The sequence below is a fragment of the Paenibacillus sp. 2KB_22 genome, assembly GCF_052115745.1.
GTDB lineage: Bacteria > Bacillota > Bacilli > Paenibacillales > Paenibacillaceae > Paenibacillus.
Genome location: NZ_JBFRHG010000001.1, coordinates 1,533,401 through 1,552,087, shown reverse-complemented (window position 1 = coordinate 1,552,087; position 18,687 = coordinate 1,533,401). Strand labels below are relative to the sequence as shown.

Here is an 18,687-nt window from a genome sequence, read left to right as displayed (position 1 = left end):
GGAGGAGACGTCAGCATGAAAGGAAATGATTGGGTGCAACAACTGGAGCAACTACATTTCTCTGCTGTCCACGTCTGCCATTACTCTAGCAATCCGGGGGCTGTACAGCGTCGGATCTGGAAAAGGTTCGCCATTTGCAGGGTCATCGTTGGCAAGGGATCTTTGTCTATCGATAACATTGTACATACGGTTTCTCAAGACGAGTGGTTTTTGTTGAAGCCAGGAATGCATGTGGAGTTTCAGACAGATATGGAAGCCCCCGTCCGATATCAGATCATTTTATTTTCCTGTGTGACACTTACCCGGAGCCGGAATGCTTGGCATAGCGGTGCGGTTGATTTTCCTGTTACTGGAAAACTCAACATTTCTTCCAACGCGTCTGATATTCGGGAGAGCATGGATACCCTGGTACATGGAAAAGACTCTTTCTCGAGTCTGGAAAAGACGCGCAGGAAACATCTCTTGCATCAGTTGTTGATCCAGCTAATGATGCACGTGAATGAAGCAGCTCCCCCTTTAGCGGGGATGGATCGGGCACTTGAATACATGACGCATCAGTATATGAAAGACATTCGAGTCGATCAGATGGCCCGCATGGCAGGGCTTAGTGTGAATCATTTTATAAGAACATTCAAACGACAATTAAATATGACTCCGATTGAATACATCCTGAAACAACGTATGGCGAAGGCCAAGCAGCTGTTGTTTTCTTCAGATAAAATCAAGGAAATTGCGGAGCAGGTGGGCTATAGGGATGAGCACTATTTCAGCAGAGTCTTCAAGAAAAACGAAGGTGTCGCCCCGACGTTATATATGAAAAATAAAGTAAGTCGCATTGCCACTTTGTATTACGGGTTGGATGACTACGTGATAACGCTTGGTATGACACCAGTGTCCGCACTATCTTATGGTCAGAGAGTGGCTTGCCATGTTGCTGTTCCTGCGCTTCAAGCACACAGTCATCAGGGACTTATCCTGGACAGCTTCAATCAGAACTATGACGAGTTGAGACGAGTCCAACCGGATCTGATCATCACAAGTGATCGTTTGAAGCCGAATGAATCCCTCCATCTTATCGCACCCACCGCTATGCTGGAACATACCAACCATTTTGGCGAAAGACTTCTGTATATGGCGGACATTATGGGACGTACCGAACAGGCTGTACAGTGGATTGAACAGCATGCGAACCTGAGTCAGGTGCTTCGAAGACGAATTCAATCGAGATGGGGGAAACAGAGTGCCATGTTCATCCGGGTGACTTCTCATTTCTACCGAATGTATGGATTGAATAACCAGACAGGAGCTCTGTTGTATGATGACTTAGGTTTCCATTTGCCTAGCCATTTCCCGGAAAATCAGTGGGCTGTGGAGACGCAAGTTAGCGATTTGCAGTTATATGACGCGGATCATGTGTTTGTAATGGTCGATCCTACAGAAGAGGCGCGCGCTCAACTACGGCAATTGCAGCAGTCTAGTGAATGGGTGGCATTAAAGGCTGTTCAAGAAGGCCATGTCTATAATGCAGGAGACATTTTCTTCAAGACGCTGGGTCCAACCGGACGCATGTGGGCTATGCGATATGTAGCAGAGCAGCTTGGTGTTACTGTACGGTGATATTGTGCAAGTGAAGAGCGTGTAATAATCCATGGCAAGCTTGTTTGCTTTTCCCTACTATAATGATAATGATTATTATTATTAAATAGTAGAGGGGATTTACTACAAATGGTAAGACAGAGAGCAGCAACGATGATACTGTTGGCCTTGCTTGTGTTCGTACTGGCGGCATGTGGCAAGACATCGGAAGAAAATGAAGCAACGTCTGAGCAGCAGGATACCCCTGTAGAAGAGAGTGGTACACAAACGATCGAGCATCTTAAAGGAACAGCGGTTGTACCGCAAAAGATAGAGCGTATGGTTGTGTTGTCCGCCGCTTACATCGATCACATGTTAACGATTGGTGAGAAACCAGCAGGCGTTAATGTAGAAGTTCGTTACGGTGGAGATTATCTGCCTTATCTTGCAGATCAGCTTGTTGATGTGCCAACGGTAGGGTCGGCAGATAGTCCTAATCTGGAGGCTATTCTTCAGATCAATCCCGATGTCATCGTTGTTGAGAGTCGGACTGCTGAGAGTACATATGAGCAGTTGGAGAAAATCGCTCCGACGATTGTACTTGGTAACGAATGGCTGGATTATGAAGAGGACACAACGTATTGGACACAGGATCTGTTGACGATAGCCGGGTTGTTCAACAAGGTAGATCTGGCCAAGGGGAAAATCGCAGAGGTGGAACAACAGGCGGAACAACTCAAAGCGAAGATCGAACAATTGGATCAGAAAAAGCTGGCTTACTTACGTGTCAGAGAGAAGACTTTGCAAATTTATGCGGAAAAAGGTCATCCAACCAACACCCTGTTGTATCATGATCTTGGATTTGTGCCCACTGCTGTGACGCCTGTTGAACAGCGTGAGGACTTATCCATGGAGAAAATAGCAGATGTGGATGCTGATTTTGTAATTCTGGAGATTGACCCGAATGCCGATGAGTATTTAAACAACATCAATGCAAGCTCACTCTGGAAGAGAGTGCCAGCTGTTGATGAAGATCAGGTCTATACGACAGACTCGTTCTGGTTGTTTAAGGGCTGGGGAGCGATTGGGCGAAGCGAGATTATCAACGAAGTTGAAGAGATGATTCAATAGATGAGATGTTATCCAAGACATGACTATTTAGAGATGTCGGAAGCGTTACAGCAATTTTTTGTGACGACGATTCGAGCGGACTGCGATGATTCCAAGTATCCTTTCCGGGTGAAGGATCTGCTGGATGAAGAGAAACGAGACTTAATATTGCGTGAACAGGCTATGCAACAAGGGCTTCAATTGGATGGAAAAGGGAGTGTAGCTGTCGGTACACTCTTTGCCAAGCGTTATTCGGTCTTAGTAATGGCTGTAATCTCCGCATTCAGTCTATACGACACCACACTTCGCATTGCGGACGATGATGTGTGGTTTGAATTGAATGGAGCAGGCGGCATGCGATATGAGACTCTGCTGGAGAGAACCTCTCTGGAGGGTAAAAATCCTGTTCAGCGCAGGTCAGAGAGTGGCTTGCTCAAGAAGAGATTGCTGTTACATCTAGAGCCTGTCCTGCGAGCGGTAGCCATTAGTACAGGGGCGAGTGAGAAGGTCATGTGGTCTCTGGTTGCGCATAATGTGCAACAATTGTATGCACGCATGATTAATGATCAAAGAATATGGAAGACGGATCAACGGCTTGCACAGATTAAGGAAGATCAAAGCATATGGCTGGATCGGCATAACGATAATGGATATACGTTTGCCATTGAGCTACAACAATACGAACATCCCATGTGGCAGGGACCGCCGTTCTTAATACGCCGATATTGTTGTCTGGCTTATCAGGTTGGGAACGGAAGCCATACACACGGTTATTGCAACAGTTGTCCGAAGCTGGATTCGGAATCCCGATTGCACAACCTTCTACAGGAGTGAACTGACATTTTTGTACCGCATCGTCGTATCTGTTTCGACGATCCTTGTTCTCTTAGAAACTGACGCCAGAGGCTTGGGGGAGACCATGTCCCAAATCCTCTTTATAAGGAATCGGTCTGGACATCGACATGTTCCATAACCTGCAGCGGTTTAAGCCAACGTCTGCGGGTTTGTTGGTTTTGGACGGGAAGGTTCAGGCAAACGTATGGATAAAATCCGAGTAAGCTCAAAAATGAATGACTTTTCACGTTTTTGGATTTTGCGTTGATTACATGAATCGGATATACTTCAAGTTATTGATCAATTCATAACTGTGGGTTGGAAGGGGAAAAATGATGGCTAAAGATACAGCAGCATCGGTTAATCGGCGAAATGATATTATCTCAGCAGCGATTGACGTCTTCGCGGAAATTGGTTATTATCGTGCGACTACAGCTCAAGTGGCTGAACGGGCAGAGATTTCACAGCCCTATATCTTTCGTTTTTTTAAAACAAAAGAGGCTTTATTATTAACTGCAATTGAAGTCTCATGGACACGAGTGATTGAATCGTTCCGAATCGTTGTGGAGACGGCGACGCCAGATCAGTTGGAAAATGACTTAATTGAAGCCTACGATAAGATTCTGGAATCTCACAAGAGCGAGATCTTGCTTCAAATGCAGGCGCAAACCATCCGGGAAGAAGTCATTCGTCAGGCCATGCAAAAAGGCATTGGTGATGTACGAAGCATGGTACTGGAAGCTTTCACAGTTGCAGGAATTGCGGAACCACTCAAAAGGACCATGATTTTCCTAGCGATCGGGATGTTGTGTAATGTATCTACAGCATTGGATATGCCGGAGCTGAAGGAGAGATAGAGAGGGAGTAAAGTCCCTTTTTTATATTTAGTTATTGATCAATCACTAAATATAGTATATATTGTTCTCAGGAAGTAATTGATCAATCACTAAACTAATGAAAGAGGTCGGTATATGATGAAAAAAGCTATTGTTATTGGAGCTACTGGTGGAACAGGTGCAGCGATTACGGAGGAATTGATTAGACGGGGAATTTCTACGATTGCATTTGGGCGCTCCCGTCAAAAACTGGAGCAACTTGCGGTAAAGTTGGGATCTCCGGATCACTTGCACATCGCAGTGGGAGATGCATTTCGGTCGGATGATATTATTGCTGCTTCCCAGGAAATTGATGTCATGTTCCATTGTGCGAACGTTCCGTATAACGAGATGGAGAGCAGACTGATTCCGCTGGGTGAATCCGTAATGGCGGCGGCAGAACACTTGGGTCTGAACGTGGTTGTAATAGACGGAATCTACCCTTATGGCAAAAGACAAATGAAAGAGGTAACGGAAGAACATCCGAAGCAGCCACATACCCGCAAAGGCAAGACACGACTTGCCTATGAACAAATGTTATTCAGCAGAAGATGGAGCAGAGCTCAGGTGATGATTGTTCGCTTGCCAGACTATTATGGCCCAACGGCCAATCAGGCTTCCTATCTGGGTTCGACGCTTGAAGCAATAGCGAAAGGCAAGATGGCTTTTTTTATCGGAAATATGAATGTACCCAGAGAGTACATCTATTTACCGGATGCTGCGGTCATGGTGGTGGAGTTGGCAAGCAGGGAGACGACATATGGGCAGAACTGGAACATTCCTGGATCGGGGATCATCTCGGGTCATGAGATTGTGCATATGGCACAGAAGGCTGCGAGGAGAAGAAAGCCTGTGATCGCGTTAGGAAAAATAGGATTGTCGTTGATTGGACTAGGTGTACCCGTTATGAAAGAAATTGTAGAAATGTTATATCTGACCGAGGAACCCCTGATCTTGAGTAGACAGAAATATGAGGAACGGATTGGCCCGGTTGTGGCAACATCTTATGAAGAAGGAATTGCGTTGACGATTAAGGAGTTGCAGGGGAAGTAGAGGGGAATATATTTTTTAGAGAAAAGTAATTGATTGATCACTAACCGTGAAGGTTTTATAGGTATATTGAATAGGGGCGCACAAAGCTAGTCCAGGGCATAGAGTGTACTATTGTAAAATGCGGGGATTTGACGTGGTGTACAAGGAGGGGGGATTCTCTTGTGAGCGGTATATCCAAAAGGAAACGCAAAATTTCCTCAATCAGTACAGGTAAACGGAAAGCAAAAAAATCAAAAAAGCACTCTATCCCAAAGAAGAAGAGTAAGTCTTGTAAGAAAAGCAGACGTAAATGCAAAAAAAAGAAAAGCCACAGGATTCCTTTCCTTCGCGGCCCACGGGGTTATCGGGGAATGAGAGGATTCACTGGAGCAACAGGCGCTACTGGGTTAACCGGAGACCCTGGGTATCCCGGCATATGGGGAGCAACCAGTTTAATAGGACGGACTGGAGTAACTGGAACCACGGGAAGTACCGGAATAACTGGAGTCACAGGTGCAAAAGGAGCTACCGGACTGACTGGTGTCACTGGGGAAACGGGTCTAACAGGATTCACAGGCGCGATGGGACCGACTGGATCGACTGGGGCGACAGGAGCAACCGGAATTACAGGTATCTCGGGAGTGACTGGCGTAACCGGAACGACAGATGTTACTGGAGAAACAGGGTTCACAGGACTGACGGGAGTGACCGGGGCCACTGGTGTTGCTGGGGAGACCGGTCTAACAGGGAACACAGGTGTAACGGGATCTATCGGTTTGACTGGTCCAACAGGAGAGACAGGCTAACAGGTATAACTGGAGCTATTGGAAGTACGGGTACGACGGGAATAACTGGTGTTACAGGTGCAACCGGAGTTAGTGGCATAACAGGAATTGCTGGTGTAACTGGCACGACAGGACTCACCGGGGCGTTGGCGGTAGAAGTGGCATTGAATGCTGGAGATGTAATTGGATTGTTCTATGCCGCAAACGGGCTAACGATTACGTTGAACCTGGGCAGCGACGCAACAAATGGTATTTATTGGTCTGTACATGAGATCACCTAAAAAATTCTCAACGGGTGGAGCCTATGGACAAATTCGTAAAATTGTAATAAGTTAGTTTGAAGATATTCGAAATATCTTTTGGAAAGTGGACTAACAAGTGAGGTGGATTTCATGATTCCTATTTTGGGACGCATTAACGAATTAAGTCGAAAACAACGCAGTAGCGTTGGTTTGACAAAAGCAGAACAAAGCGAGCAGCACGAGCTAAGAAAACAATATTTGCAGGCTATTCGAGGTCAGGTACTGACAACCATGCTGGCAGTATCCGTTGTAGACCCACTTGGTCATGATGTGACCCCCGAGAAATTAACCAATGAGAAATTGCAGCGCCGTGAACAGGCCGGCCAATAGCATTCCCTTAATAAGACAGACCAAGATTACATCTTGGTCTGTCTTTTTTTTATATTCTGCAAATTTTCCGTCTAAAAGCAAGCCCATCAAAAGAGGAAGGTACCATCCATTAAGAATTTCGTGCAGATTAACAAGCATGTCAGTTATTTTTAGTTTCGGTGACAATAAAGCTACCACCAACTTCAATTCATCTCCGATAACCCATATAATAACGCTAATATATTTCAACAACACAAGGTAATAGCACAATTATTCTTATATTAACTAACAACAAACTTACATCAAAAATAATTAAAAAAAGACTAGATCATATATGTATCTCGAAAGGGTTGATGAATCATGAGCCTGGAAGCTTTGAATGAACGTGTGAAGAATGATCTGGATTATTTGTCATTTGGTGGCGCGAACTGGGTACGTCCAAGAGAACATGCAGAGGGTCATGTCTATGATGTTGTCATTGTGGGCGGAGGTCAGAGTGGATTAGGGGCGGCCTTTGGACTTCTTCGGGAACGGATCTCCAATATTGTCGTCATTGACGAGAATCCATCAGGGCTTGAAGGGCCTTGGGAAACTTATGCGCGTATGGTAACTTTGCGTACTCCCAAGCATCTGACTTCCATCGATCTGGGTATCCCCTCGTTAACCTTTCGTTCATGGTGGGAAGCACAGGTCGGACGGGAAGGTTGGGAAGAGGTAGACAAGATCCCACGTGGAGAATGGATGAATTATTTGCGCTGGTATCGGGAAGTGCTGAATCTGCCTGTGCTTAATGAGGTGAAATTGACACTGGTTGAGCCCATAGAGAACGGAATACATCGACTTCATGTGAAAAAGGCAGGAACTCAGATGGATGTCATACTTGCTCGCAAAGTCGTGTTTGCTACTGGAATACAGGGTGGCGGAGAGTGGCATGTGCCATCCATGATTGCGGATAGATTACCTCGGGAGCTGTATGCCCATACGTCTGAAGCGATTAATTTTGATCGGTTAAAAGGTAAAAGGGTTGCTGTGCTTGGCGGCGGCGCTTCTGCTTTTGATAATGCGAGCTATGCTCTTGCCACGGGTGTGGCGGAAGCTCATGTATTTGTACGGCGGGAACAACTGCCTAGTGTTAATCCTATTCGCCAGATGGAGCAATCCGGTATGATTGAGCGATACCACGCTCTTCCGGTTGCCGATAAATATGAAGTGATCTCTCATTTCTTCAAATTCAATCAACCACCCACCAACGATACGTTTAATCGCGCGGCAGCCTGGCCTGGATTCGAACTGCATTTGAACTCGCCTTGGTTGAATGTAGAAGCGACGGAGCAGGGTGCGGTTGTGCATACGGCACAAGGAGCATATAGGTTTGATTTTCTAATTATTAGCACAGGTCTGCTAAGTGATCCGGCACTTCGTCCTGAGCTGAGGCTCGTGGAGCCATACATTGCGCGCTGGAAAGACCGTTATCAGGCTCCGTCAGAGCATCGTAATGTATTGCTGGATGCACATCCATACCTGAGTTCCGGGTTTGCCATGACTAGCAGGAGTGAACAAGGTGAGAAGCAGTTGCACGGACTGTTTGTATTCAATTACTCTGCACTCGCCAGCTGTGGTCTGTCGGCATCAGCCATATCTGGGACCAAGAGTGCGGTGCCCAAACTGGTCACTGCCATCGCGGATCAATTGTTCCTCGATGATCGGGAGGTTATTTTGCAACAATTCTATGCGTATGAAGAACAGGAATTTACCGCTACATGGGTGAAAACGGGTGCCCTTGCTGAGTAAGTGTACCTCCATAAGATAGCGAAAAGATCATGAACGTGTGGCATCTGATGCTGCACGTTTTTTTGTTTTTCACATAATGAAGGTTACACTTGCCTTCGATTTGTTGTAAAATGTCGGTTGGAACATGTTAAAGGCAGGGATAATAGATGAAGGAAATGAACTATGAACAATTTAGGGCCCATGTGAAGAAAGCGTCACGTAAACGAAATGTACCTCTGATTAAGATCGTTGCATTTCAAGAGAAATACATGAAGATCGAAGAAGTTCAATATTTTGATGTGGAACAAAATCATATGAGTGTTCAGGCCTGCAATACGTTGTGGATGCATCTGGAGAATAAATCTTTCCGTAATATGGTGTCCCAACATTTGCAGTTCTATAGAGATATGAAGAACCTGGGTCGGCATTCCTTTGAGAATCTGATCAAAGAACTATATGATACGTCTGTTCCTGTGCTGCTCGATTACAATCCCGCTCATTATTACACCTCGGGGCAGCTCGCTGAGATTTTGGTCATGGACGAGGAGAGGCTGATTGAACAATTGGAGATGGGCCGCTTCAAGGGGGCGTTTATTAATGAGGATGGCAAATGGCTTAAACCCAAACCGGATGCAAGGCTTGTAGAGTCATAAACGTCATGAGATTCCCATGAAAAGCAAAATCCTGCAACGCCGCGCATAAAGCGCTGGAGCTGCAGGATTTTTAATGGAGATACGACAGGTAGAAACCCCAACTTTAAAAACATGAAGTAATAAACATCGTTTTATCATTAAATACTTAAGTGTCGCGACGTACCGTGAATCCGTCTTTGCAACGATTAGGATTGCCAGGGATGGAGACAATCCTCCGCCCTTGGATCATAATTCCCTTTTGGCAGGCACGAAAAGCAGGAGATTGTCCGTTCAGGCGACACTTGTTAAAGGTTACAGGGGTAAGCCGCGCCATGGAGGCGATAGAGCTTCCAACAGTGGGTGCTTCAACAATCCATTCCGCTGAGGATTGCGGACCCGAATAACACTGAATGGTGCGGAAGGTCCAGCCTAACGTTAGATTAGAGAGTGTAATGCACCAGGTTTTACGCGTTAATTTGGCGATGACTGCTCGAATACGATGACCAGGGGAAACGGGCTGTGGAATAATGGTCTCCGCGTCAGGCAGGATCTCCCACCAGGCTAATAGCTGGGCTTGCCTTGAATCCAGTCGTGACCTGTTCCGGTCTGAATCAGACTGCTGTTCTTGAAGCCATCTATCCCAATCCAAGCGGATGAATATGAGGAACGTGTGCTAGGTAGAACATAAGGGACAGTCCATTCCGCTGAGATGCGACGGTATTGGTTCCGTGTTCCTGAACGAGCATAGCCGCTCCAGTTGGAGGAGATCCACCCAAAGTGAGAAGGGGAATCTTTCTTTTTCTTTTGCAGGGCACAGGGTTTTCGCCGTTTGTGTGGACGGTCTGTCATCAGGTCACCACCTTTGGTAACATAGGGTCTAGATTATCAGATGCGTGTTCAGGAGCTGGGGAAAGGGACAATTGGACAAGAAAATAAGTCGAAAGATGCAACTTTTTGAAGGTTTTTAAATTATTTTGAATGAAAATGGTTGTTTTTTGAGGAGATTATGATACTATAGAAGCAGTTGGAGGAATGAAGATGCTGACTGAAGAACGATATGCTGCAATTATAGAGCGCTTACATGTGCAGGGGATTGTGAAATTGCAAGAGCTTGTTGATGTGTTAGGTGCTTCTGAATCAACGATTAGGCGTGACTTGATCGATCTGGAGAGTCGTCAGATGCTCAAACGCATCCACGGCGGTGCCGCACTGGTGAACGAAAAAACGCTGGAACCGGGCATGGAAGAAAAAACGTTCAAAAACATTCAACAAAAAACAACGATTGCCCGTTTGGCTGCACAAGAGATCGAAAATGGCGAATGCATTTATCTGGATGCAGGAACGACAACGTTAGCCATGATTCCCTTTATTGAAGCGAAGGACGTAACGGTTGTTACCAACGGACTATCACATGTTGAAGCTTTGGTAAGCAAGCGTATTCGTAGTTATTTGCTTGGAGGTATGATGAAAATTCATACAAAAGCAGTCATTGGCAGTATCGCATTACAGAACATGGATAACTTCCGTTTTGATAAATGTTTTCTTGGAAGCAACGGCGTAGACCCCGAAATGGGGTATACAACACCGGATCCGGAGGAAGCCTTGATTAAAAGGCGTGCACATCAATTGTCGGGAAAATCTTATGTGCTGGCTGATTCCAGCAAAATAGGGGAAATTACTTTTGCCAAATTGTTTGATTTGGAGGAGGCTGATTTGATTACCGAGCAGATGCCAGAACACTGGCGGCCTGGAATCGCCCAGAAAACTAAAATAATTGAGGGATAACGATGATATATACAATAACGCTTAACCCGTCCATTGATTACATCGTGGAAGTTGATGAGCTGAAGCTTGGTGGATTGAATCGAATGAATCGGGATTTGAAGCTCCCTGGAGGCAAAGGTATTAATGTCTCTCGTATACTGAATCAACTTGGAGCAGATAACACGGCCATTGGTTTCCTTGGTGGATTCACAGGACGTTTCATTAATGACAAGCTGCAAGAAGATAACATCCGGACAGACTTTGTCACAATTGCAGACGATACTCGTATTAACATCAAGCTGAAGCATGGAGAAGAGACAGAGATTAATGGTCTTGGACCTGCGATAAGCGCAGAAGAGGCAGAGCAGTTGCTTCACAAATTGTCTTCATTGGAAAAAGGAGATATCGTCATTCTCTCCGGAAGCGTACCACCTTCTCTTGGAACAGATTTCTATGATCGTCTCATTAAAGTCTGCAAGCAAACGGGTGCTGAATTCGTGATTGATACAACTGGCCCTGCGTTAATGGAAGCTCTTGAACATGCACCATTGCTGGTGAAGCCGAATCATCATGAACTGGCCGAACTGTTCGGTGTAACCATTGAGACTCGCGAGGAACTGATTTTATACGGGCGTAAGTTGCTTGAAGCTGGAGCCAAACATGTATTGATCTCCATGGCAGGCGAGGGTGCACTGTTCATTACTCAAGCGGAAGTTCATCATGCGAGTGTGCCAAAAGGTACTGTGAAAAACTCCGTTGGTGCCGGTGACTCCATGATTGGCGGATTCGTAGGTACCTATGTACAGAGCGGCGATCTGCTGGAAGCTTTCCGTACAGGGGTTGCATCTGGAAGCGCGACGGCTTTCTCGGATGATCTGGCAACACGTGAATTGATTGATGAATTACGCAATCAAGTAACCATTACGACGATCTAGTCTAACGGTCATATAAAAGGTTTTCATTGTAAATGTAATTGTAATGTAGTGAGGCCTGCCTATGCAGGCCGACTGAACTTAAGGGAGTGTACCAAGATGAGAATAACAGACTTAATGATCCAGGAAACGATGATCATGGACCTGCAAGCCACAACCAAAGATGAGGCTATTGATGAACTAATTGCAAGCCTGAACCGAAGCGGACGTATTAATGATCCGGTCCTGTTCAAGGAAATGATCTATAAAAGAGAAGCTGAATCCAGCACGGGTATCGGTGGCGGAATTGCGATGCCGCATGCCAAAACAACAGCAGTGAATGAACCAACGGTTGTATTCGCCAAGAGCAAGAATGGACTTGATTTTGAAGCGTTGGATGACCAACCAGCTCATGTGTTCTTCATGATTGCCGCTCCAGAAGGCGCAGGTAATACCCATCTGCGTACGCTTGCAGCTCTTTCCAGGTTGTTGATTGATAGCGATTTCATCTCACAGTTGATGAGTACAGATACACCCGCCGAAGTCAGTGCATTGTTTGATGCCAAACAGGCGGAAGCAGCAGAAAAAGAAGCAGCCAAAGAGAAAGCAAAAGCGGAAAAAGCAGCAAATGCCACATCCGGCTCTGCGAGTGGTCAGCAACAGAATACCTCTGGTGTCATTGTAGGTAATGAAAATTCGGAAGATTTTGTTGTTGCGGTTACAGCTTGTCCGACAGGTATAGCGCATACCTACATGGCTGAAGATGCACTTAAAAAGAAAGCTCAGGAAATGGGCATTAACATTCGCGTTGAGACAAACGGTTCCGAAGGAGCACAGAATGTGTTGACGGCTGATGAGATTGCCCGCGCCAAAGGGGTTATCGTTGCCGCAGACAAAAATGTGGAGATGGCACGTTTCGATGGCAAACCGGTACTACAAAGACCGGTGAGCGATGGAATTCGCAAATCCGAAGAGTTGATTCGCAAGGCTGTTAACGGTGATGCACCGATCTATCACAGTCAAGGCGGAGGTACCAAGGAAGAGGGAGCAAGCACTGGCAAGATCAGCGTAGGTAGCAAAATCTATAAAGATCTGATGAATGGTATCTCTCATATGCTGCCATTTGTTGTTGGTGGCGGTATCCTTCTCGCAATCTCCTTCTTGTTCGAGCAGATTGCTAGTCCTGATAATCCGATTGTGCAACTGCTTCAAACGATCGGTGGCGGAACAGGTGCATTCCACTTCCTGATTCCGGTCCTTGCCGGATTTATCGCGATGAGTATTGGTGATCGCCCAGCCCTGATGCCTGGTATGGTCGGTGGATTGATGGCGGTTAACTCGAACGCCGGTTTCCTTGGTGGTCTGGCTGCCGGTTTCTTGGCGGGTTATGTAGTCATTGGTCTTCGTAAGGCATTGAAAGGTCTGCCAAAAGCAATTGATGGCTTGAAACCAATCTTGCTGTATCCGGTATTCGGTTTGCTGATCGTAGGTGCAATCAGCTTCTACGTCTTCGATCCAATCTTTGGTTCCCTGAACACATGGCTTGTAGATGCACTTGGTAATCTGGGAACAGGAAATAAAGTATTGCTTGGTTTGTTACTTGGTGGCATGATGGCCATCGATATGGGCGGACCGTTCAACAAAGCGGCATATACGTTCGCGATTGGGGTATTCACATCCAGTGGTAACACAGACGGTGCATGGATGGCAGCAGTTATGGCAGGTGGTATGGCGCCTCCTCTGGCAATTGCCCTGGCAACGACGTTCTTCAAATCCAAATTTACGGAGCAAGAACGCAAATCGGGTTTGACCAACTATGTGCTTGGATTGTCTTTCATTACGGAAGGTGCAATTCCATTTGCAGCAGCTGATCCACTTCGTGTATTGACATCGTGCATCATTGGTTCTGCTGTTGCGGGCGGACTGACACAATTGTGGAGTATTAATGTACCAGCTCCGCACGGCGGCATCTTTGTTGCTGCACTGGCGAACCACGCAATATTGTTCCTGCTTGCCGTTGCCATTGGTGCGGTGATCTCCGGTCTGATTCTGGGCTTGTGGAAGAAATCACCAACGCTTGTGAAGTAAGGAATATTAGAAACATCTCCTGGGTGGACTTCACCTGGGGGATGTTTTTTTTGTTTCAACTTTTTCATCAGGCAATGGAAAGTTGCCTCTGAATTTGCGTTTGTGTAAAATGCTTATTTAGCATTCCTACGAATATGTGGTAAAATGAAGTTATATTATGAAACATGGTTTCATCTAATGAAACTTGTGCAGGAGGAATTCGAATGTCTGATATAATCAAGAGTCAGGTGCAGAAGCAGTTTGCGAAAAACGCAGGAAAATATGTGACGAGTACCGGACATGCTAAAGGTGAGGATCTCGAGTTGCTCGTGTCTTCATCTCAAACGACTCCAGATATGAACGTGCTGGATATCGCCACTGGAGGAGGACATGTCGCCAACGCTTTGGCTCCGCTTGTTCAGCGGGTGACAGCTCTGGATTTAACGAAGGAGATGCTGCAGGCCGCTGAACAATTTATCCTGGGGAATGGACACGATAATGTAGATTTTGTAGCCGGGGATGCAGAGAAGTTACCATTCGATGATGATGTCTTTGACCTTGTGACCTGTCGAATCGCTGCTCACCATTTTCCGGACGTTTCTTCATTTGTTCATGAGGCGTTACGAGTCATGAAGCCCGGTGGAAGGTTGTTATTGATTGACAACGTGGCACCTGAACGTGATGAGAATGACCAGTTTTACAATGAAGTGGAGAAGTGCCGAGATGCAAGCCATGTTCGAGCATGGCGCAAGACGGAATGGATTCATATGCTGGAGTATGCGGGCTTCCGAATGGAAACGATGGTTTCCTTCCAGAAGCGCTTTAAGTTTGAAGAGTGGTGCAACCGTGCAGCACTGCCGGAACGGGAGAGAAATGAACTTGAAGCAAGCATGTTGAGCGCGCCGTCCATCATCAGAAAATTTTTTGATTTTGAAGTGACAAAGAACGGAAAGATCGACAGCTTCCAAGGAGAAAGTGTATACATCCAAGCGATTAAGCCGACTCATGTCTGATTCGATAGAGCAAACCATTAAGGTTAGCAGGTTATGAACGAGTACAAGGATGAATGACAATAAAATAAATAAAACAAGCAGAGTACCTTGAACAGGTAGATCTGCTTGTTTTATTTGGCACATATAATACTCAAAGCGAAGGTTCAGGGTTTTAGTATAACCTTGGTACATTCGTCTTCATGATCGTTGAAAATGCGATACGCTTCGCTTGCATTCTCCAGTGGAATCCGATGCGAGATGATCTCGGTCGGATCAAACTCACCAGCAGTGATTTTACGGAATAACTCAGGCATATAATGTATAACAGGAGCTTGTCCCATTTTGAGATTGATATTGCGTTCAAACAGATTGCCTAATGGAAACATGTTGTAGGAAGAGCCATATACACCCGTAAGTTGGAGTGTACCAAATTTGCGGATCGCTTTCATGCCGATTTCAATCGCACTCAGTGAACCGCCATGAAGTTTTAGCTTCTGTCCAATTTCCTCCAGCGTGGTTTTTTTGCCATCCATACCTACACAGTCGATCACAACGTCGGTTCCGCCTTGTGTAATCTCACGAATGTGCTCACCCATATCATCGTAATCTTCAAAATTAAAAATTTCTGCATCGTTCAAACGTTTGGCCTTCTCCAGTCGATAGGGCAGCCGATCCACAGCAATAACGCGTTTGGCACCTTTCATCCAGGCGAACTTTTGCGTCATCAGCCCAATGGGGCCACTACCGAGTACAGTGACTGTATCTCCCGGTTTAACTCCGGCATTCTCGACACTCCAGTAAGCGGTTGGAAGAACATCCGACAAAAACAATAAAGCTTCATCTTCCAGTTCACAGGATTCCGGAATCACAAACGGTGTGAAGTTCCCGTAGGGGACACGCAATAATTCTGCCTGACCTCCCGGGTGGTTGCCGTAGCGTTCGGTGAATCCAAAATAACCACCTGTATGAATATCCGGATTGCCATTGGAATTATCACACTGGCTCTCCATGTCATGATTACAATAGAAGCATTCACCACAAGCGATGTTAAAAGGCAGGACCACCCGGTCCCCCTTCTTCACACGTGTCACTTCCGGACCGACTTCTTCTACAATTCCCATCGGTTCATGACCGATAACGTAATCTTTGGCAGCAGGCAGAGCTCCCTGATAAATATGCAAATCGGAACCACATATGGCGGTGGAAGTAATACGAACGATAATATCATCCTTCTGTTGCAGTGTGGGATCTTCAACCTCTTTGACTTGAATGTCCTTCATTCCCTGAAACGTAACGGCTCTCATCTTCATATTCCTCCTTGTATAGTGGGATTCTCTGACAATTACCCCTTTTCAGCACAAATGATAGAGGAACATACTAAATTAAACCACAGGCCATTTCACTTTACGCAAGGCATCGAGTAACTCAGGCGGTGCATTCAGGTTGTCACGGACCAGATCCCGAGGGGTTAACGCCATCCATTGATTCAGTGACACATCCTCGAATCGATCACTCCGAAATATCTCCAAAAACCATAAGGTGTCGGTACCGGTATTCTGTATGTAATGTCCCAATGCGACGGGAACATATCCCACATCACCGGCGCGATAATCAAAGGTGCGTGCAATGCCGTTACCTCCAAAGACGGTCATTCTTCCTTGTCCTGTCAGATAATATTGCCATTCATCTGCATTAGGGTGCCAGTGCAGTTCACGCATGGCGCCAGGCCGGATCTCAACAAGTGCGGCTGCAACGGTAGTTGAGATGGGGAAGTTGGTGGAGTCGACAATCCGGACACTTCCGCCGGGGGTAATGAGTGGTTCCTGGGCCAGCAATCGGTGTTTGAATGTGAGAGGAACGGTACCATATGGCGACTGAACTTCCTGGCTCTCGATGGAACCCGGGACGGTATCTTGGAAAATGTACACCTGTTCCTTCGGCATCGACTGAAAAGCAGATTCGGGCACGCCGAAATTGACAGACAATACCTCTGGTGGTGTATGGGCAAACCAATCCGATATGGATAACGTATTTAGATCGGAGAAGGACCCATCATCAAACACGAGTAGAAATTCACAACCATCCTCCAGTCCCTGAATGGAATGGGGTAGACCTTTGGGGAAAAACCAAAGATCGCCGGGCCCGACATCCGCAATAAAATTACGTCCGTTCTGATCTACAGAAGTGATTCTTGCCGTTCCCCAGATCATATAGGCCCACTCGGATTGTTGATGCCAGTGTAATTCCCGTACACCTCCCGGTGTCAGGCTCATGTTCACACCAGCCAGTGTAGTGGCAATAGGGAGATCCCGTACGGTGATTTCACGGGACCAACCCCCATGGTTCAATTGCATATGGGTATCGGAAAAAGACATTCTCAGATTGGGCAATAACCCGTTATCGGTTGCCGGAGGTACCAGCATATCGGGGTTTTGTATATCTCTCATGACGTCTCTGGGTCCCAGATCAGGTCCACCAGCGCCATCACTGCGAATGGGTTGCGGGATGATAAACGGCTTTTCGTTTGGTTGCTGTCCTTTGGTCATTGAGTGATCCCTCCAGATTCAATAACATGTCACACGCGACATTGCATCGTTATGTTTACACCTATGAATCAGGGCCTGGATAATATGAGGGACAAACGACAAAAAAAGACGTGACCGCATGCGGTCACGTCTTTATACGTATGTGAGAAAGTTGAACAATCCATGAATCCGATTATCGAATCAAATGAAGGCAGAATTCCAGATCGGATTGCAGGTGCTCTTTCATCAGCCGTTCGGCGGTCTGTCCATCACGATTAGGATGGGGTAGAGGCGGTCTTTCCAGACTGCGTTGTACGAAAACGCTGCTCGTAGATCTCGTTTACACGCTGGAGAACAGCAGGACCTTGCTCTGTAAAACGAAGCGCTGCCGCTCTATTTTTCACCAGAAATGTACCGGGTTCATGTCTGGTGGGTGATAGGGCCGCACTGTAAAGCAATGAAGCGCCATGACTTGGATGGGGAAAGAACCATTTCATAATGGGTTTGATATAGAAGGGCAGACCGGATGTTTTGTTGCCCCGTAGCGTATTATTTCCACCGGGATCCACGCTTAGCAGTTGTATACCATCTGCCTTGGCAGATTTGGCAACCTCGCGTGTCCACAGAGATAAGCCGAGCTTTGAAATGGCATAGGGACCAAACAGCTTTTTGAATTCAGCTGGACGTTCCAAGATGTTCAGATCAAATTGTTTGACCATTTTGAACGCGGTGGTGGAAGTATTGACGACTGTTTTCATCTGTCCTTTGAGCAATAGTTCAACTAATTCCATGTAAATGATGTAAGGGATTACCGTCTGAAGTTCGAAGTGTAGTTCATGCCCCTGATCAGAGAAACGAAGCTCGGAAGCGCTACCCCCGGCATTGTTAAACAAGATATCAATTGAATCGGTATCGGATTTGATCTGATCCAGTGCAGTTCTCAGGCTATCGTAGTTGGTCAGATTAGCCTGAACCCAACGAAGCTTGCCTGAACGTACGGCGTTCTGAATATCGGTATCCTCGGATGGGAAAGCCGACCGGTTAAGACCGATTACCTGCCATCCTTCATCCAGCAACTTGCGTGTCAGTTCAAGACCAATTCCTGACGTTGAGCCTGTGATGAGAGCAGTGCGAAGCTGATTTTGGTTATTCATATATACCTCCAGAAGAATGGGATTACAGAACGAATCTGTATGATGCGCTC

At 46.2% G+C, this 18,687-nt stretch carries 16 protein-coding genes and 2 pseudogenes; 14 read left to right on the top strand and 4 right to left on the bottom strand.

Features of this window, described 5'->3' with window-relative positions:
• The first annotated feature begins 15 nt into the window (after window positions 1-15).
• From AB4111_RS06685 to AB4111_RS06640, 10 genes and pseudogenes are all read left to right on the top strand, one after another.
• A complete protein-coding gene (locus tag AB4111_RS06685) occupies window positions 16-1,617 on the top strand; it encodes an AraC family transcriptional regulator (RefSeq protein WP_442030914.1) in 1,602 nt (533 codons plus the stop codon).
• Between the two features lie 108 nt (window positions 1,618-1,725).
• The gene (locus tag AB4111_RS06680; protein WP_442030913.1) at window positions 1,726-2,706 is read left to right on the top strand and encodes an ABC transporter substrate-binding protein; all 981 of its coding nucleotides are present in this window, start codon (window positions 1,726-1,728) and stop codon (window positions 2,704-2,706) included.
• Window positions 2,707-3,519, top strand: a complete 813-nt coding sequence (locus AB4111_RS06675) for a hypothetical protein (RefSeq protein ID WP_442030912.1) — start codon at window positions 2,707-2,709, stop codon at window positions 3,517-3,519.
• A 335-nt stretch (window positions 3,520-3,854) separates the two neighbouring features.
• Window positions 3,855-4,376, top strand: a complete 522-nt coding sequence (locus tag AB4111_RS06670) for a TetR/AcrR family transcriptional regulator (RefSeq protein ID WP_442031592.1) — start codon at window positions 3,855-3,857, stop codon at window positions 4,374-4,376.
• Window positions 4,377-4,493: 117 nt separating this feature from the next.
• A complete protein-coding gene (locus tag AB4111_RS06665) occupies window positions 4,494-5,447 on the top strand; it encodes an SDR family NAD(P)-dependent oxidoreductase (protein WP_442031591.1) in 954 nt (317 codons plus the stop codon).
• A 314-nt stretch (window positions 5,448-5,761) separates the two neighbouring features.
• A pseudogene (locus AB4111_RS06660) lies at window positions 5,762-6,354 on the top strand (hypothetical protein); the annotation flags it as partial.
• A 3-nt stretch (window positions 6,355-6,357) separates the two neighbouring features.
• The gene (locus tag AB4111_RS06655) at window positions 6,358-6,492 is read left to right on the top strand and encodes a hypothetical protein (protein WP_442031625.1); all 135 of its coding nucleotides are present in this window, start codon (window positions 6,358-6,360) and stop codon (window positions 6,490-6,492) included.
• Window positions 6,493-6,603: 111 nt separating this feature from the next.
• Window positions 6,604-6,843: a DUF896 domain-containing protein gene (locus AB4111_RS06650; RefSeq protein ID WP_036670038.1), complete on the top strand. Its 240-nt coding sequence runs from the start codon at window positions 6,604-6,606 to the stop codon at window positions 6,841-6,843.
• Window positions 6,844-7,182: 339 nt separating this feature from the next.
• Window positions 7,183-8,613, top strand: coding sequence for an NAD(P)-binding domain-containing protein (locus AB4111_RS06645; RefSeq protein WP_442030911.1), 1,431 nt, complete (start codon window positions 7,183-7,185; stop codon window positions 8,611-8,613).
• A gap of 146 nt (window positions 8,614-8,759) precedes the next feature.
• Entirely contained in the window at window positions 8,760-9,245 is a 486-nt protein-coding gene (locus AB4111_RS06640) for a hypothetical protein (protein WP_442030910.1), read from the top strand.
• Window positions 9,246-9,390: 145 nt separating this feature from the next.
• On the opposite strand, the pseudogene AB4111_RS06635 reads toward AB4111_RS06640, so the two are convergent.
• Window positions 9,391-10,073 (bottom strand): annotated as a pseudogene (locus tag AB4111_RS06635) (G1 family glutamic endopeptidase).
• A 189-nt stretch (window positions 10,074-10,262) separates the two neighbouring features.
• Between AB4111_RS06635 and AB4111_RS06630 the strand changes: the two are divergent.
• From AB4111_RS06630 to AB4111_RS06615, 4 genes are all read left to right on the top strand, one after another.
• Window positions 10,263-11,009, top strand: coding sequence for a DeoR/GlpR family DNA-binding transcription regulator (locus AB4111_RS06630; RefSeq protein WP_342572478.1), 747 nt, complete (start codon window positions 10,263-10,265; stop codon window positions 11,007-11,009).
• Between the two features lie 2 nt (window positions 11,010-11,011).
• On the top strand, window positions 11,012-11,923 hold the full coding sequence (gene pfkB / locus AB4111_RS06625) for a 1-phosphofructokinase (protein WP_442030909.1): 912 nt from the start codon (window positions 11,012-11,014) through the stop codon (window positions 11,921-11,923).
• A gap of 96 nt (window positions 11,924-12,019) precedes the next feature.
• On the top strand, window positions 12,020-13,987 hold the full coding sequence (locus tag AB4111_RS06620; RefSeq protein WP_442030908.1) for a PTS fructose transporter subunit IIABC: 1,968 nt from the start codon (window positions 12,020-12,022) through the stop codon (window positions 13,985-13,987).
• A 203-nt stretch (window positions 13,988-14,190) separates the two neighbouring features.
• Window positions 14,191-14,979 carry a class I SAM-dependent methyltransferase gene (locus AB4111_RS06615; protein ID WP_442030907.1) on the top strand — a complete coding sequence of 263 codons (789 nt, stop codon included), beginning with the start codon at window positions 14,191-14,193 and terminating at the stop codon, window positions 14,977-14,979.
• Window positions 14,980-15,122: 143 nt separating this feature from the next.
• On the opposite strand, the gene AB4111_RS06610 is transcribed toward AB4111_RS06615, so the two are convergent.
• The 3 genes from AB4111_RS06610 to AB4111_RS06600 form a co-directional block, all read right to left on the bottom strand.
• On the bottom strand, window positions 15,123-16,262 hold the full coding sequence (locus AB4111_RS06610) for a zinc-dependent alcohol dehydrogenase (RefSeq protein ID WP_253433169.1): 1,140 nt from the start codon (window positions 16,260-16,262) through the stop codon (window positions 15,123-15,125).
• 78 nt (window positions 16,263-16,340) lie between these two features.
• Window positions 16,341-17,504, bottom strand: a complete 1,164-nt coding sequence (locus AB4111_RS06605; RefSeq protein WP_442030906.1) for an oxalate decarboxylase family bicupin — start codon at window positions 17,502-17,504, stop codon at window positions 16,341-16,343.
• Between the two features lie 254 nt (window positions 17,505-17,758).
• Window positions 17,759-18,637 (bottom strand): SDR family NAD(P)-dependent oxidoreductase, encoded by an 879-nt coding sequence (locus tag AB4111_RS06600; protein ID WP_442030905.1) that lies wholly within the window; start codon window positions 18,635-18,637, stop codon window positions 17,759-17,761.
• Between the last annotated feature and the right edge of the window lie 50 nt (window positions 18,638-18,687).